This window comes from Pseudomonas sp. Q2-TVG4-2 (assembly GCF_013620795.1).
Taxonomy (GTDB): Bacteria; Pseudomonadota; Gammaproteobacteria; order Pseudomonadales; family Pseudomonadaceae; genus Stutzerimonas.
Map to the genome: position 1 here is coordinate 343,514 of NZ_LGLW01000004.1, position 24,316 is coordinate 367,829.

General features: G+C 61.7%; 23 protein-coding genes. 7 read left to right on the forward strand and 16 right to left on the reverse strand.

The features are described 5' to 3' along the window. Nucleotides 1-29 precede the first annotated feature (29 nt). From H3028_RS09805 to ppc, 6 genes are all read right to left on the reverse strand, one after another. Nucleotides 30-911 carry a DUF72 domain-containing protein gene (locus tag H3028_RS09805; protein WP_181296829.1) on the reverse strand — a complete coding sequence of 294 codons (882 nt, stop codon included), beginning with the start codon at nt 909-911 and terminating at the stop codon, nt 30-32. Between the two features lie 17 nt (nt 912-928). Further along, nucleotides 929-1,291 (reverse strand): hypothetical protein, encoded by a 363-nt coding sequence (locus H3028_RS09810; RefSeq protein ID WP_258237745.1) that lies wholly within the window; start codon nt 1,289-1,291, stop codon nt 929-931. A gap of 58 nt (nt 1,292-1,349) precedes the next feature. Next, entirely contained in the window at nt 1,350-2,027 is a 678-nt protein-coding gene (tsaB, locus tag H3028_RS09815; RefSeq protein ID WP_181296830.1) for a tRNA (adenosine(37)-N6)-threonylcarbamoyltransferase complex dimerization subunit type 1 TsaB, read from the reverse strand. Nucleotides 2,028-2,259: 232 nt separating this feature from the next. Beyond that, a complete protein-coding gene (locus H3028_RS09820; protein WP_219920093.1) occupies nt 2,260-3,309 on the reverse strand; it encodes a haloacid dehalogenase-like hydrolase in 1,050 nt (349 codons plus the stop codon). 193 nt (nt 3,310-3,502) lie between these two features. Next, nucleotides 3,503-4,150: an adenylate kinase gene (gene adk, locus H3028_RS09825; RefSeq protein ID WP_181296832.1), complete on the reverse strand. Its 648-nt coding sequence runs from the start codon at nt 4,148-4,150 to the stop codon at nt 3,503-3,505. Between the two features lie 249 nt (nt 4,151-4,399). Continuing rightward, nucleotides 4,400-7,036, reverse strand: a complete 2,637-nt coding sequence (ppc, locus tag H3028_RS09830) for a phosphoenolpyruvate carboxylase (RefSeq protein ID WP_181296833.1) — start codon at nt 7,034-7,036, stop codon at nt 4,400-4,402. Between the two features lie 200 nt (nt 7,037-7,236). Here ppc and H3028_RS09835 point away from each other — a divergent pair, with 200 nt between their 5' ends. From H3028_RS09835 to H3028_RS09845, 3 genes are all read left to right on the forward strand, one after another. After that, nucleotides 7,237-7,578, forward strand: a complete 342-nt coding sequence (locus H3028_RS09835; RefSeq protein WP_181296834.1) for a pilin assembly protein — start codon at nt 7,237-7,239, stop codon at nt 7,576-7,578. A 218-nt stretch (nt 7,579-7,796) separates the two neighbouring features. Continuing rightward, nucleotides 7,797-8,192: a DUF4398 domain-containing protein gene (locus tag H3028_RS09840; RefSeq protein WP_181296835.1), complete on the forward strand. Its 396-nt coding sequence runs from the start codon at nt 7,797-7,799 to the stop codon at nt 8,190-8,192. A 50-nt stretch (nt 8,193-8,242) separates the two neighbouring features. Next, nucleotides 8,243-9,046: an OmpA family protein gene (locus tag H3028_RS09845; RefSeq protein WP_181296836.1), complete on the forward strand. Its 804-nt coding sequence runs from the start codon at nt 8,243-8,245 to the stop codon at nt 9,044-9,046. A gap of 153 nt (nt 9,047-9,199) precedes the next feature. On the opposite strand, the gene H3028_RS09850 is transcribed toward H3028_RS09845, so the two are convergent. Beyond that, nucleotides 9,200-9,538, reverse strand: coding sequence for a hypothetical protein (locus H3028_RS09850; RefSeq protein ID WP_181296837.1), 339 nt, complete (start codon nt 9,536-9,538; stop codon nt 9,200-9,202). A 282-nt stretch (nt 9,539-9,820) separates the two neighbouring features. Here H3028_RS09850 and H3028_RS09855 point away from each other — a divergent pair, with 282 nt between their 5' ends. Then, a complete protein-coding gene (locus H3028_RS09855; protein WP_181296838.1) occupies nt 9,821-11,389 on the forward strand; it encodes a class I adenylate-forming enzyme family protein in 1,569 nt (522 codons plus the stop codon). A 185-nt stretch (nt 11,390-11,574) separates the two neighbouring features. On the opposite strand, the gene H3028_RS09860 is transcribed toward H3028_RS09855, so the two are convergent. The 8 genes from H3028_RS09860 to H3028_RS09895 form a co-directional block, all read right to left on the reverse strand. Further along, entirely contained in the window at nt 11,575-12,504 is a 930-nt protein-coding gene (locus H3028_RS09860) for a glyoxylate/hydroxypyruvate reductase A (RefSeq protein ID WP_181296839.1), read from the reverse strand. 74 nt (nt 12,505-12,578) lie between these two features. Then, complete coding sequence (locus H3028_RS09865; RefSeq protein ID WP_181296840.1) at nt 12,579-13,325, reverse strand: class II aldolase/adducin family protein; 747 nt, start codon at nt 13,323-13,325, stop codon at nt 12,579-12,581. A gap of 64 nt (nt 13,326-13,389) precedes the next feature. After that, complete coding sequence (locus H3028_RS09870) at nt 13,390-15,072, reverse strand: long-chain fatty acid--CoA ligase (protein WP_181296841.1); 1,683 nt, start codon at nt 15,070-15,072, stop codon at nt 13,390-13,392. Between the two features lie 21 nt (nt 15,073-15,093). Further along, nucleotides 15,094-15,876, reverse strand: coding sequence for a 5'/3'-nucleotidase SurE (surE, locus tag H3028_RS09875; protein WP_181296842.1), 783 nt, complete (start codon nt 15,874-15,876; stop codon nt 15,094-15,096). Then, nucleotides 15,873-16,943, reverse strand: coding sequence for a phosphotransferase (locus tag H3028_RS09880; RefSeq protein WP_181296843.1), 1,071 nt, complete (start codon nt 16,941-16,943; stop codon nt 15,873-15,875). Before H3028_RS09880 ends, surE begins: the two co-directional genes overlap by 4 nt. A 10-nt stretch (nt 16,944-16,953) precedes the next feature. Continuing rightward, complete coding sequence (locus tag H3028_RS09885) at nt 16,954-17,721, reverse strand: SDR family NAD(P)-dependent oxidoreductase (protein ID WP_181296844.1); 768 nt, start codon at nt 17,719-17,721, stop codon at nt 16,954-16,956. 35 nt (nt 17,722-17,756) lie between these two features. Further along, a complete protein-coding gene (locus H3028_RS09890) occupies nt 17,757-18,968 on the reverse strand; it encodes an acyl-CoA dehydrogenase family protein (RefSeq protein ID WP_181296845.1) in 1,212 nt (403 codons plus the stop codon). Continuing rightward, a complete protein-coding gene (locus H3028_RS09895) occupies nt 18,961-19,437 on the reverse strand; it encodes a PaaI family thioesterase (RefSeq protein WP_181297110.1) in 477 nt (158 codons plus the stop codon). The genes H3028_RS09890 and H3028_RS09895 overlap by 8 nt, the downstream gene beginning before the upstream one ends. 476 nt (nt 19,438-19,913) lie before the next feature. Between H3028_RS09895 and dctP the strand changes: the two genes are divergently transcribed. From dctP to H3028_RS09910, 3 genes are all read left to right on the forward strand, one after another. Further along, complete coding sequence (dctP, locus tag H3028_RS09900) at nt 19,914-20,948, forward strand: TRAP transporter substrate-binding protein DctP (protein ID WP_181296846.1); 1,035 nt, start codon at nt 19,914-19,916, stop codon at nt 20,946-20,948. Between the two features lie 81 nt (nt 20,949-21,029). Continuing rightward, entirely contained in the window at nt 21,030-21,569 is a 540-nt protein-coding gene (locus tag H3028_RS09905) for a TRAP transporter small permease subunit (RefSeq protein WP_181296847.1), read from the forward strand. Then, nucleotides 21,566-22,876, forward strand: a complete 1,311-nt coding sequence (locus H3028_RS09910; protein ID WP_181296848.1) for a TRAP transporter large permease subunit — start codon at nt 21,566-21,568, stop codon at nt 22,874-22,876. Before H3028_RS09905 ends, H3028_RS09910 begins: the two co-directional genes overlap by 4 nt. 60 nt (nt 22,877-22,936) lie before the next feature. On the opposite strand, the gene H3028_RS09915 is transcribed toward H3028_RS09910, so the two are convergent. Further along, the gene (locus tag H3028_RS09915) at nt 22,937-24,232 is read right to left on the reverse strand and encodes a flavohemoglobin expression-modulating QEGLA motif protein (RefSeq protein WP_181296849.1); all 1,296 of its coding nucleotides are present in this window, start codon (nt 24,230-24,232) and stop codon (nt 22,937-22,939) included. Between the last annotated feature and the right edge of the window lie 84 nt (nt 24,233-24,316).

Genomic DNA, 24,316 nt, shown 5'->3' on the forward strand with positions numbered 1-24,316 from the left:
GCTGGCGCTTCAAGGTTGCAATGCGTCCGCTATCGGCCTGTCAGGTCAGCGATATCCAGCAGAGACAGCTGCGACTCGCTTTGCATGGCCGTTACCGGCAGCGGCGGCAAGCCTGGCAGGCGCTCACCGAGCTGCTCATGAAAACGCATGGCCAGATCAGGCGCCAGCCGATTGTCCGGGGTATGCAGGTAGACATGCGGGCGCTTGCCCGATTCGATCCAGGCCGCCACCTTGTCCAGCCAGGGCGCGAGAAAACGATCATTCGCCTCCAGCTCGGGATGCCCGACGAAACGCAGCTGTGGAGCGTCGCTGAACGCTGCTGGCCGCACCGGCAGTCGCGGCTTCTTGCTCTGGGCATGCAGTACCGCCGGATCGCGCGATTGGCAGCTGAACAGCGCACGGGTATCCATGCAGATGCGCTCCACGCCTCGCTCGCGCAGCAATCGATTCAGCGCCCGCTCCTCCTCGCCCTTGGCGAAAAATGCGCTATGGCGCACTTCAACCGCCAGCGGCCGGTCCAGCGTATCGATCAGCTGCACCAGCTCAGCGAGGCGAGCCGGGCCAAAGGTAGCGGGCAGCTGCAGCCAGAACGGACTGACCCGCCGCCCCAGCGGCGCCAGCAACGAACGGAACGACAGCACCATTTCCAGCACGTCGCGAAGATCCGATGCCTGACTGATCTCGCGCGGCAGCTTGGCACAGAAGCGGAATCCGTCCGGCATCAACGCCGCCCAGCGCTCGATCTTCTGCTCCGACGGCCAGGCATAAAGCGTGGTGTTGCCCTCCACGGTATTGAAGACCGAGCAATAGCGCGCCAGATACTCGGTCGCCTGTAATCCCGGCGAATAGAGCGACCCGCGCCATGCGGCTTCGTTCCAGGAGGGACAACCGAGAAAATAGGGAAGACTCAAGCGCGGTTCGCTACGCCTCAGGCGTAGAGATCCAGACCAAGCACCTCGTGTGCATCAAGATCGGCACTGAAGCTGGCGGTGATGCCATAGCTTTGCAGCGCTTGCGCCGCACGGCTGTTCAGCGGGCGCTCCATCATGGCTTCGAAGCGCGCCGGCATGAAGTCGCCGGAGATCGCCGAGGCGTAATCGATGGATTCGCTACGGTTGCGGCGGGAGAGGTGTTCGTAGGTGGAATCGGTCTGGCTCGACGGTGTGGCAATCGACTCGCGCGCCTGCTCCGCAGCCCTTTCACTTTCCCGATAGGGTACCGGCGCACCGCCACGCGGGGCAGGACGTTCGATGGGATAGGCTGAGGGGGCAAGACCGTTGAGGCGCATCATTCACCTGTTCAATTTGGCCGACTCTAGCGAGCCGCCCAGTAATTGGCAATGCCGCTTGTCACCGAGGGGCCTTCGGGGTGGCGACATTGTCACGCAGATAGATCGGCTGGGCCTCATCGGCCTCCACCGCTTCCCCGCGCTGCCAGCCATAAGTCGCCAGCCGCAACAGGTCTTCGGCATGCGGCAACAGCGTGGCGTCCACTGCGGCTGGCTGTACCGCTAGACGCTCGCCGTAACGCCAACCCGTGCCGGCAGCAAACCAGTTTTCCGAGCCGTCGCGCGGCAGGCTGACCTGTTCCGGCGGCAGAACGGCTTCGATTCCGGCCAGCTGCATCTCGCCCTCATGTACACGATAGCAACCCCAATAGACCTCACCCATGCGCGCGTCGATAGCCACCGCCACCTGTTCCACGCCGTGCTCGCGGTGTGCCCGCTGGGCGATGGTCGCCAAGGTCGAGACCGGCAGTACCGGACGCTCCAATGCAAATGCCAGGCCCTGTACCACGCCAACGGCGATACGCACGCCGGTGAACGCACCGGGTCCGCGGCCGAACGCCAGCGCATCGACCGCCGACAGGGCGATGCCCGCCTCGGCCAAAAGGGTTTGGATCATCGGCAGCAGCCGTTGCGCATGCAGCCGTGGGATCACTTCGTAGTGGCTGATTACCTTGCCCTCATGCAGCAATGCAACGGAGCAGGCTTCGGTCGCGGTATCCAGCGCCAACAGAGTGGTCATGATGATTTATGCAGGTTGCCGAGTGGGCGGGCATTAAAACGGTTTAGGTTTTTTTTTGCCAGCGCTGCGGCCCGTCGAGCGACGGGTCACAGCATTGCAGGCCGTCGAAAACCTAGCGGGCGAGGGCCAGGCAAGACGAAATCAGCCGAGCAAGCGGTGTGTAGGAACTGTGCATGAGCATGCCGGGGCTCCTTTCAAACCACCTGGCTGCGCGCAGTAGCGCAGCGGCCTGTCAATGGATCTGGTCGGGTTTGACTACGATCCAGTTCTTATCGGCGGTCACCGCCTGACCCAGTTCAGCCTGGCGCTTGGCCGCGCTGACCTGCCAATCCTTGATCTGCTGGGTGTACTTGGCTTTGCGATCGACCCAGATGCGCAGCCCGCCCTTTTCCATGTCGGTGGCGTTGAACAGCATATAGCCATCGGACAACGGCGTGTCGCCCGCCACCAGCACCGGCATCTTCCATTGGTCGATCCAGCCGTGAATCGTGGCCAGTTTACCTTCGTACCAAGTCATGGGATTCATCAGGAACGGGGTCAATTCCAGGTCGAGATTAGCGGCTGGATCGTAACTGCCGGCCTTGATCTGCAGGCGTGAGCTGGTCAGGGCGCCGCTCTTACGGTCCTTGAGCAGCATGTTGACGCCTATAACATTCTCAGGCTTGACGTTGTAGCCGTACTTCGGATCGCTGGCGATCATGCGCACGATCTCTTCGCTGGCGGCGGTCATTACATAGACCTCAATGCCGTTTTCCTGCAGGCGGTTGTACAGCTCCTGCATGCCGGCGAAGATCTTCGGCGGCGTGACGCTGCCCTCTACCACCTTGTCACCGTCGTAATAGTTGATCGGCACCGGCTTGTCGTAGGCCATGACGTCATCGACATAGCCCTTCAGCTCGCGCAGGGTGAAGCCAGAAAATATCTGCGCAACCCAGGGGTAACAGATCAGGTCGTCGATTTCGCATAGGCGGTAGTAATAGCTGTTGAGGCTTTCTTTGAAGCCTTCGCTGTCCTTGAACGGGATCAGTTTGAGCGATGGGTCCATGTTTTCGCGGGTGAGAACGCCCTTCATCTCCAAGTAGGGCAGCAAGGACTCCTCGATATCGAACTGATAACTGGTGTTATCCATATCGAACACCGCATAGGCACCCTTGTCGGTATTGGCGGCGATCATTTTTTCGATCTGCACCGCCGCCTCGCTGGGCCAGTGCTGTAACTCGGTGGCGGCTGAAACGCCTAGGGCCATGACACTCATGGCCAACCCGATCACCCACGTCCGCATAGTTCTCATACGCGCTCCTGCGTTCCTTTTTGCTGAGGAAATAGCCATCTGGTATAGACCAGACAACTGACCCTAGCGGGCCTGAGAAAAATTGCTGCTCCGAAAGCGACCTTCGATTACCTAACCACCCGATTTGCCCTAAAACGACAACGGCCCGCAAAAGCGGGCCGTTGGCTGACTGCAAAATAACCGTTCAGCTGAGCGCAGCCATCACCTTCGCAGTGATGTCTTCCACCGAGCCGACGCCTTCGACGCGGCTGCACTTGGGCGTGCCCTCGGTCGTTTCAAGGTTCTGGTAGAAGGCTACCAGCGGCTTGGTCTGCGAGTGGTAGACGGCCAGACGATGGCGAACGGTTTCTTCCAGGTCATCCTTGCGCTGAATCAGTTCCTCACCGGTGAGGTCGTCGACCCCGGCAACCTTCGGCGGGTTGTGCTCGGTGTGGTAGACGCGACCGGAAGCCGGATGCACACGGCGGCCAGACAGGCGACCGACGATCTCTTCGTCGTCCACGGCGATTTCCAGCACGTGGTCCAGCTTTACGCCAGCATCACGCAGCGCTTCGGCTTGGGGAATGGTGCGAGGGAAGCCATCGAAGAGGAAACCGTTGGAGCAATCGGCCTGCTGGAGCCGCTCCTGGATCAGCGCGATGATGATTTCATCGGAAACCAGACCACCGCTATCCATGACGTCCTTGACCTGCAAGCCCAGCGGCGAGCCGGCCTTGACCGCTGCACGCAACATGTCGCCAGTGGAAATTTGCGGAATGGCGAACTTCTCGGTAATGAAGCGAGCCTGTGTGCCTTTCCCGGCACCGGGCGCTCCCAGCAGAATTACGCGCATGGATGAGTCCTCAAGTTTGCAAAGGGATGCCGCCAGGATTGTCTGCAACCCCACCTCTGGCGAATCAAAAATTCTGGTTTGCCGCCATGCGACAAAAGGTTGAACACGATACACAGCGCACAGAATGCAGACAAGCGGCTCCCTTGGCCTGTGCTTGGCCGGCCTGCAGCCGCACGCTGAGACAGGAAAATGCCGCCAGACAGCCGTAATGACGTCTATCTGGCGCGACGCGACGGCTTTCGCTCAGGCTCATCCTGTATTGCGAAGCCCAGCCGCGATACCCGCGACGCTGACCAGCAGCGCCTGTTCCAGAGGGCTTTCTGCCGGATCCGGTTGCTGCCGTGAGCGGGCCAACAGCTCGGTCTGCATCAGGTGCAGAGGGTCTAGATAGGTGTTGCGCAGGCTGAATGCCTCGAGCGTTTCAGGACTGTGTGCGAGAAGCTCGGGTTGACCGGTCAGCCCGAGCACCGCCTCCACCGCCTGCGACAATCTGTCACGCAAATCGCGACCCAGCGGGTGCAGTTGCGCGGTGACCAGACGTTCGTCGTAGCGACTGGCAATATCAGCGTCTGCCTTGGCCAGCACCATTTCGAGCATATCGATGCGGGTGCTGAAAAAAGGCCAGCGCTGTCGCATCAGCTGCAAGCGATCGCCCTCGCCGCGGTCCAGCGCGGTTTGTAGCGCCTGTTCCCAGCCCAGCCAGGCGGGCAGCATCAGCCGTGTCTGGGTCCAGGCGAATATCCAGGGGATCGCCCGCAGACTTTCGACGCCACCCTCGCGGCGCTTCGACGGCCGACTGCCCAACGGCAGGCGCCCGAGCTCCTGCTCGGGCGTGGCCTGGCGAAAGTATTCGACGAACTGCGGATGTTCGCGCACCACACTGCGGTATGCCTTGACGCCTTCAGCGGCCAGCTGCTCCATGGTCTCGCGCCAGTCCGGCTCGGGCATTGGCGGCGGCAGCAGGGTCGCTTCCAGTACCGCGGCCAGATACAGGCTGAGGTTCTGCTCGGCGATATCGGGCAGCCCGAACTTGAAGCGAATCATTTCGCCCTGTTCAGTGGTACGGAAGCGCCCTGCCACCGAGCCGGGTGGTTGCGAAAGGATCGCCGCATGGGCCGGACCGCCGCCCCGACCTACTGTGCCGCCACGACCATGGAACAAAAGCAGTTCGACCTGGTGCGCGCGGCAGATCTCGACGAGGCTTTCCTGCGCGCGGTACTGCGCCCAGGCGGCTGCTGTAGTGCCGGCATCCTTGGCCGAGTCCGAATAGCCGATCATAACTTCCTGCGGGCCATGCAGGCGCTGGCGATAGCCGGGCAACCCCAGCAACTGATCGATGCTGGGGCCGGCGTTGTTCAGGTCGTCAAGGGTCTCGAACAGCGGCACGACGCGCATCGGTCGTTGCAGACCGGCCTCCTTCAGCAGCAGCTGAACTGCCAGCACGTCCGAGGCGCCCCGAGCCATGGAGATGACATACGAGCCAAGCGATGCACCCGGTGCCTGCGCCACCACGCGGCAGGTCGCCAGCACTTCGGCGGTTTCGGCCGATGGTTGAAAGTGCGGGGGCAAAAGCGGGCGGCGGTTGTTCAGCTCGCGCTGGAGAAATTCCAGGCGTTGCTGCTCGTCCCACTGATCATAGTGACCAACCCCTAGATAATCAGTGATCTCCGCCAAGGCCGCGACATGCCGAGCCGAATCCTGACGAATATCGAGGCGTACGAGAAACAGACCGAACGCCGCAACCCGGCGCAACGTGTCGAGCAAGATGCCGTCGGCGATGACGCCCATGCCGCAGGCATGCAGCGAGTGGTAGCAAAGTTCCAGCGGTTCGCGTAGCTCACGGTTGTCCTGCAGCACTGCCAGTGGCGCCGGGTGGTCGTGCTCGACCGCGGCGCTGGCCCAGTCGCGCGTGGCCTGCAGGCGCTCACGGAGGCCCTTGAGCAACGCCCGGTAAGGTTCGGCTGACTCACCGCTGTGGCGCAGCAGTTCTTCGCTGGCGGTCTGCATCGACAGCGCGGTAATCAGCCCTTCGATGTCACGCAGAAGCAGATCAGCCGCTACCCAGCGTGCCAGCAGCAACACTTCGCGGGTCACCTTCGCCGTCACGTTGGGATTACCGTCGCGATCGCCGCCCATCCAGGATGCAAAGCGGATTGGCGCCGCGTCCAGCGGCAAGTGCAGGGCGGTGCTGCGCTTGAGTGCCTGATCGGTCTGGCGCAGCACATTCGGCAGCGCCTGCCATAGCGAGTTCTCGATGACAGCGAACCCCCACTTCGCCTCTTCCACCGGCGTCGGCCGGCTGCGACGGATTTCCTCGGTGTGCCAAGCCTCGGCGATCAGGCGTTGCAAGCGCAGTTCGATCCCGGCCAGCTCCGCCGCACCGAGATCGGTGTGATCGCGTGCCGCTAGCTGAGCGGCGATAGCGTCGTATTTCTGGATCAGGGTACGCCGCGACACTTCGGTCGGGTGTGCCGTCAGCACCAGTTCGATCTCCAGACGGCCTACTTGCCGGGCCAGGAATTCCTGGCCAAAGCCCTCCCCCTTTAGCCGCTCGAGCAGCCCACTCAGCACGCCGGATTCGAACGGAGCCGGCTCGCCGGGCCGGCGGCGACGCACCTGGTGATACTGCTCGGCGATGTTGGCCAGATTGAGGAATTGGTTGAAAGCACGGGTCATCGGCAGCAGCTCGTCATCAGCCAACCCATCAAGGGTCTCCTGCAACAGCCTGGCCCCGTCGGCCGACCCACGGCGCGCGCTCTTTGCGCCCTTGCGAATGCGTTCGATCTTGTCGAAGAAGGCATCGCCGTGTTGTTCACGGATGGTGTTACCCAGCAGTTCGCCAAGCAGGTGAACGTTCTCGCGCAGTCGCGCGTCGATCTTCGCCATGTTCGTGTCTCCCCAGGCCGCGCCACTTAAGGCTCACAACCGATATGCAACCGATGCTGAACGGCTACGCTTTAAGAACCCTCCAAACAGAGTGCCCAGCGTGTTCGTCGAAGACAAGGCATGGCAAGAGAAGTCTGTCCGACGGCCGCTCGCCTTACACGCCACTATCGCTCGCCACGGCGAGCTAAGGATGGAGCTAGATGAAGATTTCAGAACTGGTCCGGGAATGGGAAAGTAGCGCTACCGGCCGCATGAGCACCCAGCACTACAACATTCCACTGGATGTTGAAAGCGCTGCCCGGCTGGCTGCTCTGGCGGAGATGTATCCAAAGCGCAGCACAGAAGAGCTGCTGGGAGAACTGGTCGGCGCCGCGCTCGAGGCCATCGAGACCAGCCTTCCCTATCAACGGGGCAGTAAGGTTATCGCCACCGACGAGCAAGGCGATCCGGTCTACGAAGACGTTGGTCCGACGCCGCGTTTTCTTGCCCTTTCGCGCAAGCATCTCGAGCGCCTGCTTGCCGAGCAATCGGAACAGTCCTGATCTGACAACCATCGATCCGAGGTGTCCCGCAGGGCCGCCTCGCTCTCTTCGACGGCTCTAAAAAGCCTCGTCCAGGCGTTTCGTTTGCTTTTCCGCTGGAACGAATGCGGCCCGATGCCCTCACAAAAACATGCCCGTTCTGATTGCCGGCCCTTCCCGTCAGGGCAGACACAAGGCTCGCGGGTACCGTTTTCCCGATCCTCCATTGGAGACTGGCCATGAAAATGAACACCATCAAAAGCCCCCTGTCGCGTTTTCAGTTACCCAAGCTGGCCGCCGTTGCGCTGGGCGGTCTGCTGCTGGTTGGTTGTGCTGGCAATCCACCGAACGAACAGTTCGCCGTAACCGAATCAGCGGTGCGTAGCGCAGTCAGCGCTGGCGGTGCCGAATACGCCGCGGTGGAAATGCGCGCCGCGCAGGAGAAATGGAAGCAGGCCGAACTGGCCATGCAGAAGGAAAATTACGACGAGGCCCGCAAGCTCGCCGAACAGGCCGAGTGGGACGCACGCGTTGCCGAGCGCAAAGCCCAGGCAGCCAAGGCGCAGAAGGCGGTAGAGGACGCCAACCGGGGGATCCAAGAACTGCGCGAAGAAAGCATGCGCGGCGTTCAGTGATCGCACCGTTCAACTCTCAATGCCTTCCCTTCCATACAGGATGATTCGTTATGAATAAATTACTGACTCTCCCTACCGCGCTGGCCATGACCATCGGGCTGGCAGCCTGTTCGTCGCAGCCCAACGACAACCTCGAGCAAGCACGCGGGCAGTATTCGCAACTGCAGGCCGACGCCCGCTCCAGCCGCCTGGCCGCGCTGGAAACCGAAGACGCAGGCAAGATGCTGGAGAAAGCCAACCAGGCTTATCTGAACGACGCGAACGAGGAAAAGGTGGATCAGTTGGCCTATCTGGCCAAGCGCCGAATAGAGCTGGCCGAGCAGACCATCGCGCTGCGCACTGCCGAGCAGGAAATTGAGAAGGCTTCGGCCAAACGCGCCGAAGCCCGACTCGAATCCCGCGAGCAGCAACTCAAGCGCCAGCAGGACGAGATCCGCCAGCTGCAACAGGATCTGCAAGCCAAGCAGACCGAACGCGGCACGCTTGTGACCTTCGGTGACGTGCTGTTCGACCTCAACAAGGCGCAACTCAAGCCGAGCGGCATGCGCGGGGTGCACAAGCTCGCCGAGTTCCTCAGTGAGAACCCCGAGCGCAAGGTAGTGGTTGAAGGTTATACCGACAGCACCGGCTCGGATGCCTATAACCAGCAGCTTTCCGAACGCCGCGCCGAGTCCGTCAGGCGCGCATTGACCCACGCTGGGGTCGATGCGCAGCGCATCCAGACGGTCGGCTACGGTGAAGAGTATCCAGTAGCGAGCAACGACTCGAACTCCGGCCGGGCGATCAACCGTCGCGTTGAAGTGACGATTTCCAACGACAACCAGCGCGTCGCGCCGCGCTCATCCATGGAGTGAAGAAATGCCTCGCCGGAAAGCCGGCGATAGCATTTGGCAACTGCCGCAGCCCGCGCTCATGGCGGGCCAATGAGATGGTACCCCCCACACCGTCTCGCGGGGTGGGGGATAACCATAGAGGGTAGACGTGCCAAACGACAGGCGAGTCCTGGATCAGGGCTTGTTTGTCGGCTCCTTAGCGGTCGGCGCCTTCTGCCCCATGCAACGAACAGCACGCTTGCGGCCGTCGACCAGCACACCGGTCAGCCCCTTCTGCTCGGTGTCGAAAAGCACCAGCACACCATCAATGCATTCGGCTACCTGCGGCGCCGGCTTGAGCGAGACGCGATAGTCTTCGCCGGGAACGGTCTTGAGCATCGTGTAGTCGGCCAACAAAAGCGCGTCCTCCGGCTTGGCAACATGCAAGTAACCATAATAAAACAGCACCGCAACGGTACCGATGACGCTGCCGATGGCGGTGAGGATCAGCGGAATGGGGTTACGTTCGGACATGGACGGGCTCGCCTGATCAAAGAGGCGGCATTGTCGCAAAATTGACCCGCCACGGGCCAAGGCCGCGCCGACAAATCGAACACGCCGCGTTCGGAGCAAGGTTCAGCAGCGAACATGGCCACCCTTGTGCCAGCAAGCTTTGCTTCTGGTGATTGCCTGCCATCGCCGCTGCGAATAACGCTTCACGCGCGTGCGATTAGACCTGATGGTTGATCCAATTCGGTGTGCTGCTATGCCTGCTGCACGGCGCCATACCACTCCATTCGACAGGACGAGCCCGCCATGGATATCTCCGCCCGCCCCGACGCCATAGTCCTTGATCAGCCCTTTACAGCTATTCCCGCGCTGATCACGCACTGGGCAAAGTATCGGCCCGATCATCCCGCCCTGATCCAAGACGAGTGTCGCTTGAGCTTCGCCCAGCTTGACGCGCGCATGAACAGCGTTGCTGCCGCGCTGCAGCGCGACGGCTTGAAACCCGGCGACGCGCTGGCGATCTGCGCCTTCAATTCCATTGACTACGCGACAGTATTTCTCGGCGCGTTGCGCGCGGGTGTCGCCGTGGCGCCGCTGGCGCCCTCGGCCAGTGCCGAAAGCCTGCTGACCATGCTGACGGACGCCTCGCCGCGCCTGCTGTTCGTCGACGCGCCTTCGGCGCAGCACCTGGAGCCGGTGACCGCGCAGCTGCCCTGTCCAACCCTGCGACTGGATCAGACCGCAGCGAACGGACTGTCAGCGTGGCTGAGCGATGCGACGCCGGAACCGGTAGCGATCCAGCCAGCCTGGGCGTTCAACATCATCTATTCCTCCGGCACCACCGGCGAGCCCAAGGGCATCGTGCAGTCCCATGCGATGCGTTGGGCGCATGTGCGCCGCAGCGCTGCTTACGGATATGGCGAAAATGCCACCACGCTGATCTCCACGCCGCTGTATTCCAACACCACATTGGTGGCCTTTCTGCCGACACTGGCGCTGGGCAGCACCGTGGTGCTGATGAGCAAGTTCGAGGCCGGCGAATACCTGCGACTGACGCAGCAACACGGCGTCACGCATACCATGCTGGTGCCGGTGCAATACCAGCGGATCATGGCGCGCGACGACTTCGATCAGTACGACCTCAGCCGCTTCCGCTACAAGATGTGCACCAGTGCACCGTTCGGAGCGGCGCTCAAAGCTGATGTGCTGGCGCGTTGGCCAGGTGGGTTGATAGACACCTACGGAATGACCGAAGGGGGCGGTACCTGCATCCTCGCCGCCCACGAATACCCCGACAAGCTGCACACTGTCGGCAGACCGGCCGAAGGGCATGACATCCGCGTGATCGACGACGAGGGCAAGGAATTGCCCAAGGGCGCCATCGGCGAGATCGTCGGGCATTCCCCGGCGATGATGATCGGCTACCTGAACAAGCCGGAAAAAACCGCCGAAGCCGAATGGTACGACCCCAGCGGCAAGCGCTTCATCCGCACCGGCGACATCGGCCGCTTCGATGATGAGGGCTTTCTCACCCTGCTCGACCGCAAGAAGGACATGATCATCTCGGGCGGCTTCAACCTTTATCCGAGCGATCTCGAGGCAATACTGCGCGAGCATTCGGCAATCGCCGACGTAGCGGTGGTCGGAGTGCCGTCCACGCGCTGGGGCGAGACGCCCGTAGCCTTCGTCGTGCGTGCAGCCGGTGCCGCGGAAACGTCCGAGGCGCTGCTGGATTGGTTCAACGGTCGCGTCGGCAAGACCCAGCGGCTAGCACATATGGAACTGACTGACGAGCTGCCGCGTAGCGCCATTGGCAAGGTGCTCAAGCGGGAGCTGCGCGATCGCTATCTGGCTGAACACGGCGCCGTGGACTAAGCAGACCAGCCATACCACCGGGCAGGCGGATGACAATCCCGCTGCTCCGGTGCAGGCCTCGGCAGTGTGCTGTGGATTTTTGTAGGAGGCCCGCCTCGGGGCGAAGCTTTTGGCTTTGAGCCGGCAGAGAGTGTGCTTTCGCCACGGGTCGCGCCTCCCACCGAAGCGCTCCGAGCATGGCGTTCTCAATAGCCTCGGTCGATATCAATGACGCCGCTAATGGCTTGGCCCTGTTCCAGCGAGGCGATCTTCCCAGCGATCTGGGCAATAGTCGCTTCGCGCAGGGTGCGTGCCGAGACGTGCGGGGTGATGTTCACCTGCGGCATGCTCCAGAACGGATGCGTCGTCGGCAGCGGTTCCTCACGGAAGACGTCGAGCACGGCGCGCGATACGCGGCCCTCTTCGATGGCGCGACAGAGATCCTGGTCCACCAGATGCTCGCCGCGTCCGACGTTGATGACCACAGCATCGGGTCTTAGCCGCGACAGCAGCGAGTGATCGATCAGATCGCGCGTGCTGTCAGTCAGTGGCAGCGTGTTGATCAGTACTCGGGTCTCACCAAGGAATCCGTCGAGTTCCGCCTCGCCGGCAAAACTGCGGACGCCGTCGATGGCGTAAGTGGAGCGCGCCCAGCCGCACACGGGATACTCCAGTCCCGCCAGGGTGCGCGCGACACGCTGGCCGATATGACCCAGCCCGAGCACGCCGACCGGCCACTCGCTGCGTTCAATCGGCCGGCGGAGTTTCCACTGGCCCGCGGCTTGCTGCTCACGATAGACGTCCATGTCGCGAGAGATGCCGATGACGTGATAAGCGACGTATTCGGCCATTTGCACCGCCATGCCCGCGTCCTCAAGACGCACCACCGGGATATTGCGCGGCAGGTTCGGTACCTGCACCAGCGCGTCCACGCCAGCGCCGAGGTTGAAGACGGCCTTGAGCTGCGGTTCCCTGTCGAACAGCGCCGCCGGTGGGTGCCAGACGATGGCGTAATCGGCATTGCAGCTCGGCATGTCCGAGTGCCAGACCTGAATTTGCGCCTCCGGCAGGTGCTGCTGAATTAGATTGGTCCAGCGCTCCGGTTTGGGATCGGCGGCAACGAAAAGGATTTTCATGGGCACTCTACTTCTGCTCTGTTGAAAAAAAGAGGCCACCTGCCCAGCAGGCGGCCCGTGGCGCCAGCCGAGAGCTATATCGCATAGACGTGACCGTTGGCCTCCAACAGGCGCAACAAGGCCGGCCAGGTCAGCTTGGCCGCGCTGCCCAACTCCGCAGACTGCTGGCGCGTGGTTTCAATGGCCGCGGCGGATGGCAAATGAGTCGGGCCGCAGGATTGAGCGCGCACCTGAATCTCGCAGGCCTTCATCAAGAAATACAGGTAGGTGAAGGCTTCGGCGACGGTACCGCCGGCGGTGAGCACGCCATGGTTGCGCAGCATCATCATCTGTTTGTCGCCGAGGTCGCGGATCAGCCGCTCGCGTTCGCTGAGATCCAGCGCGACACCTTCGTACTCGTGGTAACAGAGATGATCGAGGCAGAGCATCGCCGTCTGACTCAACGGCAACAATCCATCACGATGCGCGGATACCGCCACCCCATCAGGGGCATGCAGGTGCATGACCGCACCGGCGTCCTCACGGCCCATGTGAATGGCGCTGTGAATAGTGAAACCAGCCGGATTAACCCGGTGCAGGCTGCCGCTCTGGACAATCTGCCCGTCACGGTCGACCTTCACCAGCGACGAGGCGGTGATTTCCTGGAATAGCAGGCCGTACGGATTAATTAGAAAGTGATGATCAGGACCCGGTACGCGCGCCGACAGGTGAGTAAAAACCAGATCGTCCCAGCCGAAGTGCGCCACCAGTCGATACGCCGCAGCGAGGTCCTTGCGCACCTGCCATTCCGCGTCCCGATTCGTCGGCGTTGAATCTTGCATAGCATCTTCTCCATTGGTTTCGAAGGCGCCAGGTGGCGCATGGCCCGCAACCGCTACGCTGGTGTCAGGCCTCCTGTGCGCTGGCGGCGTGCTTGCGATTCTCTTCTTCCTGCAAGGCGCGCCACATCAGCTTGCCAGTGGACGAACGAGGCAACGAGGCGACGATTTCCACGTAAACCGGGGCCTTGTACGCTGCCATTTCCGCCTTGCACCAGTCGATGATGTCCTGCTCGCTTACCAACCCGGCCTGCCCATCACGCAGCACCACGCAGGCCTTGACCGTCTCCCCGCGCTTTGGATCAGGCCGTGAGATGACGCAACACTCCTGGATCGCCGGGTGGCGGTACATCAGGCTTTCGACCTCAGACGGCCAGACCTTGAAGCCCGAGGCGTTGATCATGCGCTTGACCCGGTCGACGAGGAAGAAATAGCCCTCCTCATCGTAGTAGCCCATGTCCCCGGTGCGGAAAAAACGCTTGCCGTCCAGTTCGATGAACGCGCGCTCGGTCTCCTCTGGCCGGTTCCAGTAGCCGCGAAACAGCTGTGGACCGTAGCTGATGATTTCGCCCACTTCGTTGGGGCCGAGTTCGGCCTGAGTATTCAGATCGATGATGCGGCTGTCGACATCGAACACCGGAATGCCGAGGCACTGCGCTTTAGGGCGCGCCACCGGGTTGATATGAGTGGCGGCGATGGTTTCGGATAACCCGTAGCCCTCGACATAGCGCAGGCCGGTGAGCCGATGCAGCTTTTCTTCAACCGCCTTGGGCATTGCTGCCCCGCCGCCACCAATACTGACCAGGCTTGAAAGGTCGTACTGTTCCAGGTCCGGATCGGCGAGAAAGTCGATGGCCATGGTGGCGATATTGACCCAGCCGGTCACGGCGTGGCGCTCGATCAACTGGGCCGCCACCTTGCGATCCCAGCGGGTCATGATCACCGCGGTGCTGCCGTTGTAGATCGGGCCACTCATGGCGCCCTGCATTCCGGTGACATGGAAGTACGGCAGCGTCGCGAGGATCACCGATTCGCTGGTGCTGTTGGTCCAGACCAGGCGATGAACGATGGTAGCCATGGCCGAACGATGGGTGTGCATGCAGCCCTTCGGCGCGCCGGTAGTGCCGGAGCTGTAGGGAAACACGCAGAGATCGTCCGGGCCGGCTGTATGTGGGCCCGGCGCATGACCAGCGTTCAACGCCTCGGCCCAGCTAACGCCACCGGCGAAATTGGGCCGTATCGGCGCGGCCTGCACTTCGGCGGGCAGTGCCAAGTCGGTGGGCTGTCGCAGATATTCCGAATAGGCCGCGACGATCACCTGGCGCAGCTGTGCAGTGCCGGCCAGCGGTGCAATGAAATCGGTCAGCTCCTGGCCACAGATGCACACCGCAGCACCGGTATCGTGCAGGTAGTGCTCCAGTTCGGCACTGTGGTTCATCGGGTTGACCGGCACCACCACGGCGTCCGCACGCAGGATCGCGTAGTAGGCGATGGTGAACTGTGGTGAGTTTTGCATGTACAACAGGACCCGATCGCCCTTGACCACGCCAAGGTGCCGCAGGTAGCCGGCCAGCGCTTCCACCTCGCGCAACAGCTCGGTGTAGCTGATCAGGGTGTCGTAGTAGACAATCGCCGTCTTGTCCGGGAAGCGCCGCGCGGAGATCTCAAGATTGGCGAACAGGCTGGTTTCCGGCACCGTCAGGTGTTTTGGCAGATCCTCGGGCCAGACCGCATGATGACGAGTGAACATTACAGAACTCCTGAATCGCTATTAGAGGGCCAGTTCAGCCATGGCCCGTTCTTCGCCCCACTCGAGCCAGCCCCGGGTGTCGCGCAAGGGTGTGATGGCGATGCGTTTCTCGCGCAGCGCAGTGACGTCCGCTTCAGGCGCGACGATGTGCGCCGAGGAATGTTCGAAACCGAGCCACCAGTACGGCAGGCCCCGACCGTCCCGGCCCGCCTGGAGCCGTGGTCGAGTAATAGAACCACGTGATTGCTGGGTCATTCGCAGATGGCTGACGGCATCAGCCGAGCAGGCAGGGAAGTTCACGTTCCAGCAACAACCGCCGTTCTCGCGGCGCATCCAGAGTGCGCGAATCGTTTTCTCCGCATAGGTTTCAACACAGGACCAATCGATCGCCGCGCGATCGAGAAAGGCCTGGCTCAGACCGATGGCCGGCATCCCCAACAGATCGGCGCTGAGTACCGCACCGAGGGTTCCCGAATAAGGCACCGAGTCGCCTATGTTCGCCCCGCTGTTGATGCCGGACAGCACCAGGTCAGGTGGCGATTCCTGCAGCCACTCAGCCATGGCGAACATCACGCAATCCGATGGCGTACCGGAGACGGCAAAGCGCCGCTCACCATGGCGATACACCCGCAGCGGCGAATGCACCGAAATGCCCTGACCGGTGCCGCTCTGGTCATGCTCGGGGGCGACCACCCAGACCTCCTCGGCCAGTTGCGCCGCGATTTGCTCGAGCAATGCCAGCCCCGGCGCAGCGATGCCGTCGTCGTTGGTCAGCAGGACGCGGCGAAGCAATGGACCGCTCATGCCGATGCTCCCCCTTCGCCGCCCTGGGCGATGCGCCAGCCCGCTTCGGCGAGCAGACCGGCACGCTGGCCAACCTGCAGTGCGTCGGCGTTGCTGGCGTTGCCCTGCAGCGCTCGCGCATAGACGCCCTGCAGTATCGCCGCCAGTCGGAACAGCGAAAACGCCACGAAGACATGCCAGTCCGCCACGTCGGCACGCCCGCTCTGTAGACAATAACGCTCCAACACCTGCCGCTCGGAGGGAATGCCCTGCGCCTGCAGATCGATGCCAATCAGTCCACGCAGCCCGTCCACTCCAGCTGGCAGGTGGTATGGCAGGCAGAAATAGGCGAGATCAGCCAGCGGATGGCCGAGGGTCGACAGTTCCCAATCGAGAATCGCCGCCACCCTCGCCTCCCGCGGCTCGAAGATCAGATTGCCAAGGCGGTAATCGCCGTGGGAGATGGCGCATTCGTCGCGCTGCGGCAGCTGCTCCGGCAGCCATTGCATCAGCTTCTCCATCGCCGGCATGTCACCGGTCCGGGAGGCCTGATACTGGCCGGACCAGCGCTTCACTTGACGGGCGAAATAACCCTGGGCCTTGCCGAAGTCACCCAGCTCCACCGCCTCGACATCGACCTGATGCAGCGCGGCGAGGGTATCAACGGCAGCCAAGTGGATCGACTGACGATCCTCAACGTGCAGCCCGTCTAGCGCCGGGTGGCTGAAGATCCGCCCTGCCACGTGATCCATTACATAAAAGGCGGTGCCGATGATGCCTTCGTCCTCGCACAGCAGATGCACGCGCGGCACTGGCACACCGGTGTGCTCGGACAGCGCGCGAATCACCTTGTATTCGCGTTCGACCATGTGCGCCGAGGGCAGCACCTTGCCCGGCGGCTTCTTGCGCAGCACATAGCGACGCCCGGCGCTTTCCAATAGATAGGTAGGGTTGGACTGGCCACCCTGGAACTGCCGGATGCTCAAGTCATCCTCCATCTCCGGCAGGTGTAGACGTAGGTACCGCGCCAGCGCAGCCTCATCGAAGCGATGCGCCGGCAAGACCTCGATCAGCTCGGGTTCGTTCATCGCCGCGCCCTCAGCATGCGGTTTCGCCGCCATCCGCGACGATCACCTGCCCAGTGATGTAAGCGCTGGCTGGCGCCGCCAGGAATACCGCGAGACCGGCGATATCCACCGGCTCGCCAATGCGGCGCAGCGGGGTCTTCTCGGCCGCGCGGCGGACCCGCTCCGGATCATCGAGCAGCGCCTTGGCGAAATCGGTGCGCACCAGTCCCGGCGCGATAGCATTAACGCGGATGCCCTTGGGCCCCCACTCCGCCGCCAGGTTGCGCGCCAGCGCGGCTTCGGCCGCTTTGGACACGCCATAGGTGCCGATTACGGTGTTGCCACGCAGCCCGGCGATGCTGGAAAGCATGATCACTGCACCTTCGCCACGCTCGGCCATCTGTGGCAGGACCATGTTGGACAGCCAGAAGGTGCCCTTGACGTTGGTGTCCATGATCTTGTCCCAGGCATCATCGGTCAGCTCGCTGGTCGGACCGTAGACCGGATTGGTAGCGGCGTTGCAGACCAGCACATCGATGCGCCCCCACGTCTGCAGGGTGGTGTCGACCAGTCTCCGCAGGTCTTCCTTGCGGCCCACGTGACAAGGCACCGCGATGGCCTCGTGGCCTGCGGCTTTGAGCTCGGCGGCCACCGCCTCGCAGGCGTCGGCCTTGCGGCTGGAAATGACGACCCGAGCGCCACACTTGGCCATCTCCTCGGCGATGGAACGGCCTATGCCCCGGCTGGAACCGGTGATCAGCGCCACCTTGCCAGACAGATCGAATAAGGGATTTGTCATCTGACTGCATCCTTCTTGTTGGTTTTGTCGGAAGCTCAGCGCTTGCTTGAGTAGTTCTTCAGTTCCAGCTTGGCGATGGTGTCCAGATGGACCTCGTCCGGGCCATCGGCCAGACGCAGGGTCCGCTGGTGGGCCCAGGCCGCCGCGAGGAAGCTGTCCTGGGAGACTCCCTTGGCGCCATGCACCTGAATCGCGCGATCCAGCACCCGCAGCGCCATGCTCGGCGCAGCCGCCTTGATCATGGCGATCTCCTGCCGCGCTACCTTGTTGCCGACGGTGTCCATCATGCGCGCTGCCTTGAGGGTCAGCAGACGGGTCTGCTCGATCTCGATGCGCGAGCGGGCGATGTCCTTGCGGATCGAGTCGAAGTCGGCCAGCGGCCTGCCGAACGCCACACGCGAATGAACGCGCTCGCACATGGCCTGCAAGGCCCGCTCGGCCACGCCAATGGTGCGCATGCAATGGTGGATGCGGCCTGGGCCGAGACGGCCCTGGGCGATCTCGAAGCCGCGGCCTTCGCCGAGCAGTATGTTGCTGGCCGGGACGCGAACATTGTTGTAGTTGATTTCGGCATGGCCATGGGGCGCGTGGTCGTAGCCGAACACATGGAGCGCGCGGACGATTTCCACGCCGGGCGCGTCGAGCGGCACGAGGATCATCGACTGCTGCCGATGGCGCTCGGCGGTGGGGTCGGTCTTGCCCATCACAATCGCGATTTTGCAGGTAGTGGTCATCGCGCCGGACGACCACCACTTGCGCCCGTTGATCACATACTCGTCACCTTCGCGACGGATCTCACAGGCAATGTTGGTGGCATCGGAAGACGCCACTTCTGGCTCGGTCATTGAAAAGCAGGAGCGTATTTCACCGTTGAGCAAAGGCTTGAGCCACTGTTCCTGCTGCTCCGGCGTGCCGTAGCGTGCCAACACCTCCATGTTGCCGGTATCCGGAGCCGAGCAGTTGAAGACCTCGGCGGCACCATGCGCGCGGCCCATGATTTCGCACAGGTGGGCGTATTCGAAGTTGGTCAGCCCTGCGCCGAACTCGCTCTCTGGAAGGAACAGATTCCATAGCCCCTGCGCCCTCGCCTTGGCTTTGAGTTCTTCGAGGATCGGCGGCGGTGCCCAACGATCTTCTGCGTTGGCAATCTGCTCATGAAGGATGTGTTCGTTGGGATAGATGTGTTCATCCATGAACGTCGTGAGTTGTTCATGCAGCTGTAGCGCTTTACCGGTCAGTTCATACATCGCCGTTTTCCTTCTTATTGTCCTGTGCTGGGAATGTCAGCGGCACCCCTTGCGGGTGCTCGCTACCGGAGCGCAGGCGGAACGTCGCCTCGCCGATCGCCAGTAAGCGATCGTCCTGGTCGCGCACCTCCCCGGAGCTATTGAATATTCGGGTACCGCCGGCACGCCGCTTGCCGATGGCGCGGATAACGCCGTCCGAACATTGGCCGGTGAAGGTGGTGTTCAACACCAGGGTGATGGCCTTGCGCACACGCCCCGGATAGGGGCAGTAGGTACCGGCTTCGGCCAGTACCACGTCGAGCAGGGAGGTCAGTACGCCGCCGTGGAGCACACCGGCCATGTTCAGGTGGCAGGCCTGCACGTCCAGCTCGATCACCGCCTCGTCTTCCGTCCAGGAAACCTGGCGATAGCCAAGCACCTGATGGAAGCCCGGCAGGTCCTTGCCACCGCTGATCGGCAGGGCATTCATTGGGGTTTCGCTCGTGAGCGGGTCCACGTCCTGCCCCGTCATCGCACTGGATTCGAGCGAGGCGCCAAGATAGATGCCCAGGTAAGAGCCGATTCCCCCCGGATGTTTCCGATGTCGAGCCGCATAGCCAGTCCTCTCGATTGTTTTTATGGCGAGTCCGCTTCCTTTTGAAGCTGGCATGACCGAAACGATGCGTCAATTCGAAATCGAGTTCCATCAGGCAGAATTATGATGACCCACAAACAGAACCGTCTAAGATCAATGTCGAAGTGCCATAGCGCTAATCAGCCAAGCGCTTCGACATATCGCCAAGAAAAGAAAGATGGCGATAGCGTTCTGCTAGTGCTTGAAAAAGCTGCACGCTATGTTAGTTTTCGGATACCTTTGTAAAAATCAATTTTACTCTGCGAAACAGAAGCGATGTGAGTGCTAGACAAAAGCCCGTCAGCCAGACAATTACAACAAGAGGACGCGTTATGAAATCGATGCTCAAGAAGCTACTCGTTCCAGCCAGCCTGGTTGCCCTGGCGGTTTCTGCGGTTGTACCGCAAATGGCCGCCGCGCAAGACGTTACCAAGTGGCGGGTCCAATCCCACTGGCCGAGCGCCAGCAGTTCCTACGAGGACAGCCTCGGGCGCCTGAAGCGCGAGATCGAACGACGCACCGAAGGCCGCCTACAATTGCAGCTGTTCGAGTCCGGAGCGCTATTCAAACCACAGGAAACTTTCAACGCTGTCAGCCGCGGCATCATCCAGATGGGCACCATCTCCCCCGGCTACGCACAGGACAAGATTACGCTCGCCGGCATCGCCTCCGGCCTGCCGTTCGCCTTCCAGAACGTCTGGGAAACCGCTTACTTCCATAAGCACATGGGCTTCGAGGACATGCTCAAGGAAGAAGCGGCGCAACACGGGGTTTATTGGTCGACCGACAAGGTCTACCCGACCGAGATGGTGGTGAAGAAGCCAATCAACAGCTGGGAAGACTTCACCAAGCTGAAAATCCGCTCATCGGGCGCCCTGCAGAAATTCCTCGACGAGGCCGGCGCCTCGACCACCTACCTGCCCGGCGGCGAGCTCTATCCGGCACTCGATACCGGTGTGGTGGACGGCGCTCACTGGGGCGCAGTGCAAGGCGCGGCGAGCATGAGCTTCTACGAAGTGGCCAAACATCACGTCAGACCAGCGCTCAACATCGCCGGCACCGATGTGATCATCATCAGCCAGAAGGCGCTCGACAAACTATCCGAGCGCGACCAGGAGATCGTCAAACAGATCCTCGACGAGCAGTTCTGGTACCGCACCAACGAGTATCTGTACCAGGAGCAGATCGCCCTGCGTAAGGCCATCGACGAACAAGGCGTTCAGGTCAACACACTGCCGGACGACGTGCAGAAGCGTCTGCGGGAAGTCGCGCAGAAGTCCTGGGAAGAAGAAGGCAAGCGCAGCGATAAGGCCGCCGAAGCCCTGCAGAAGCTCAAGACCTTCCTCAGCGATCTCGGTTACCTGTAACCCCTCGCCTGATCGGCTCGTCCGACGCGCTCATCCGCGCCGGGCGGCTGATCCGCTCAACCCTTGCTCGTGGGGCTCGTCATGCGCCTGATCCATGCCTACATCAATGGCATCACCCGGCTCAACGAATTCATCGGCCGCTGGGTGGCCTACCTGATTTTTCTAATCTTCGCGCTGCTGCTGCTCGAAGTGTTCATGCGCTATCTGTTTTCGAGCCCGACGTCCTGGACAAACGAGTTCGGACAAATGCTGTTCGGCGCTTACGTAGTGCTATCAGGTGGCTATGTGATGGTTCACCGCGACCACGTGAACGTGGATCTGCTGTATGCCTCGTTCGGCCCACGCACTCGCGCCTGGATCGATATTTTCACCTCAAGCATGTTCTTCCTGTTCATGGCCGCGCTGCTGTACTTCGGCAGTTCCATGGCCTGGGAGTCGATTCAAGGCATGGAAACCTCCTACTCAGCCTGGAACCCGCCGATCTGGCCAATCAAGGCGATGATTCCGCTGGGCACTCTCCTGCTGCTGTTGCAGGGCATTGCCAAGCTGCTGCAAGACATCCTCGTCGCCCTGGGCCATGAAAAAGCCAGCGACGCCAAGCACGCGGAGGATGCCCAATGAGCATCGAAGTCACCACGCTGCTGTTCTTCCTTACTCTGGTGTTCTTCCTGGTGCTCGGCCTGCCGCTGGCCTTCGTGCTGGGCGGCGTCTCGGTACTGTTCCTCTACTTCACCTGGGGCGTCGATGCCTTCTATATGGTGGCCTCGCAGATGTGGGGCACCATGGAAAGCTTCACCCTGGTCGCCATTCCGCTGTTTGTGTTCATGGCCATGCTGCTCGAACGAACGGGCGTGGCGCGCGACCTCTATCGCATGATGCACCTGTGGTGCGGCGGCATGCGCGGCGGGCTGGCGATCGGCACGCTGGGTATCTGCGCGGTATTTGGTGCCATGGTCGGCATCAGCGGCGCCGCGGTGGTGGCGATGGGCACTATTGCGCTGCCAGCGATGCTCGAGCGCGGCTACGACAAGCGCATGGTACTCGGCTGCATCAACACCGGCGGCGGTTGGGGCATCCTGATTCCGCCGAGCATCATGATGATCCTCTACGCGATGATCAGCGGGCAGTCGGTCGGCAAGATGTTCGCCGCAGGCGTTCTGCCGGGCCTGTTGCTGGTTACGCTGACGGTCACCTACGTACTTGTGCGCTCCTACCTGCAGCCACACCTCGCGCCGGCATTGCCGAAGGAAGAACGCGGCACCTGGGCCGAAAAACTTCGGGCGGTCCGAGCCGTGCTGCTACCGATCGGCATCGTGGTGATGGTGCTCGGCTCGATCATTGGCGGGATGACGACACCGACCGAGGCCGCCGCCATGGGCGTATTCGGCGCGCTGATTTCTGCCGCCGTGTATCGCAAGCTGAACTGGCCGATTCTGCATGAAGCGGCTATCCGCACCTTCAAGCTCACCGGCATGATCGCCTGGATCCTGTTCGCGGCCCATGCGTTCAGCTCCGCGTACCAGGGTATGGGCGCGCAGTCGCTGATCGAGGGGCTGATGATGGACCTGCCCGGCGGCCGCTGGGCAATCATCATCTTTATGATGTCCATCGTGTTCGTCATGGGCATGCTGCTCGACCCGGTCGGCATCATGCTGATCACGCTGCCAGTGTTCCTGCCGATTGTCGCCTCGCTCGGCTTCGATCCGATCTGGTTCGGCGTGCTGTTCGTGATCAACATGGAAATCGGCTACATGACGCCGCCCTTCGGATTCAATCTGTTCTACCTCAAAGGTATCGTCCCGCCCGGCATCTCGATGAAAGACATCTACTGGTCGGTCATCCCCTTCGTGATCGTCAATATCATCGGCATGGGCATCATCATGGCCTTTCCCGAGATCGCGACCTACCTGCCGGACACCCTGTTCTGATTGCAGGCAGCTGGAACGAAAAAGCCGGAGCAGATGCTCCGGCTTTTTCATACGCGCCTATCAAATGATATTGGCGTAATCCGCTTCGATCCGGTCCAGGCTCAGGTGATTGAGAAAGTTGGAGAAGCACATCCAGGCCGACAAAGCATTGAGGTCCTGGAATTGCTGCGGCAGGTATTTGGGCGGCACCACCATGCCCTCGTCAACCAACTGGCGCAGGGTGCGCATGTCTTCCAGCGTGGTCTTGCCGCAGAACAGCAGCGGGATCTGTTCCAGCCGACCCTTGCGCACCGCGAGCTGGATGTAGTTGTAAATCATGATGAAGCCCTTCAGGTAGGACAGGTCCTTGGTGAAAGGCAAACCACTTGGAATCGACCCGCGGAAGACCCGACTGGCGTTGCTGTAGCACTCGTCTTCGGCGTATCCCTGATCGCGGAAAAAACCGAACACATCGAGAAAGTCCGCGCCCTCCTCGGCCATGTGGATGGCACGGGTGCGGTTGGTGAGTTTGCGTAGACGCGTCGGGTAAGAGGCGAAAGCGATGACTTCCATCAGGATCGCCAAGCCTTCCTGGGTCACCGTGGATGACGGCGGGCCCTTGGCGAGAAAGGTGCATATGGGTTGGTTCTGGCCGTTGAGCGTGGTGCCGACATGTACCAGGCCCTCGTGAACCTCCAGCGCGCGCACATCGCGCTCGTTGAACATCGCATCGCTGCGAATCTTGATGTAGTCGGCGCCCGCGGCGGCATCGGCGAGGATGCCGTCGGACTCGAAGACGCGGATCACGCCTTCGCCTTCGCCGAACACCAAATCGAGCCGCGTCTGGAGCATGTTCACCGCTTGCGGCGCGCTGAGGGTCTTGGCTTCATCTTTCAAATCGCCACGGTCGGCGATGTTGTTCAGGTAATCGGAGAGCATCAAGCCGAGATCGGCGAGCGTCGGGTCACCAGCGTGGAAAGCATCCGATGCGGCGCCGTAAAGCTCTTGTGAGATCAGGCCGAAGTCGGCGGTGCCGCGTGCCTCGAGCATGCGAATCACCATCCGGTATTCCTTGCACATGCGCCGCATGATCTGCCCGACCGGGTTGAACTGCCCCAGCTGCCGGGTAATATCACGCTCGATGTTCTGGAACTCTTCTTTCTTCGCGCTGGAATCGAAGCCCAGCGGGCGGCCTTCGTAATAAGCGCGATCGACCTTGGGCAGCTCGCGACCGCCAGCGGCAAAAAAGCCCTGGTGGATATTGTCGTCCCACTTCACCGCGTCGAGCACCCGCACCGGGGTTTGCGCTTCGACGATGCGATCGGACAACGCACGAACCGTGCTCTGATACTCATCGAGATTGTTACGGGTATTCATCCGTACCTCGTCAGTGATGATCCGTAGCCTTCAAGTTATACATCAGTGGGCCATCGCCTTCCGTGTTCGGTTCACGAACAACTT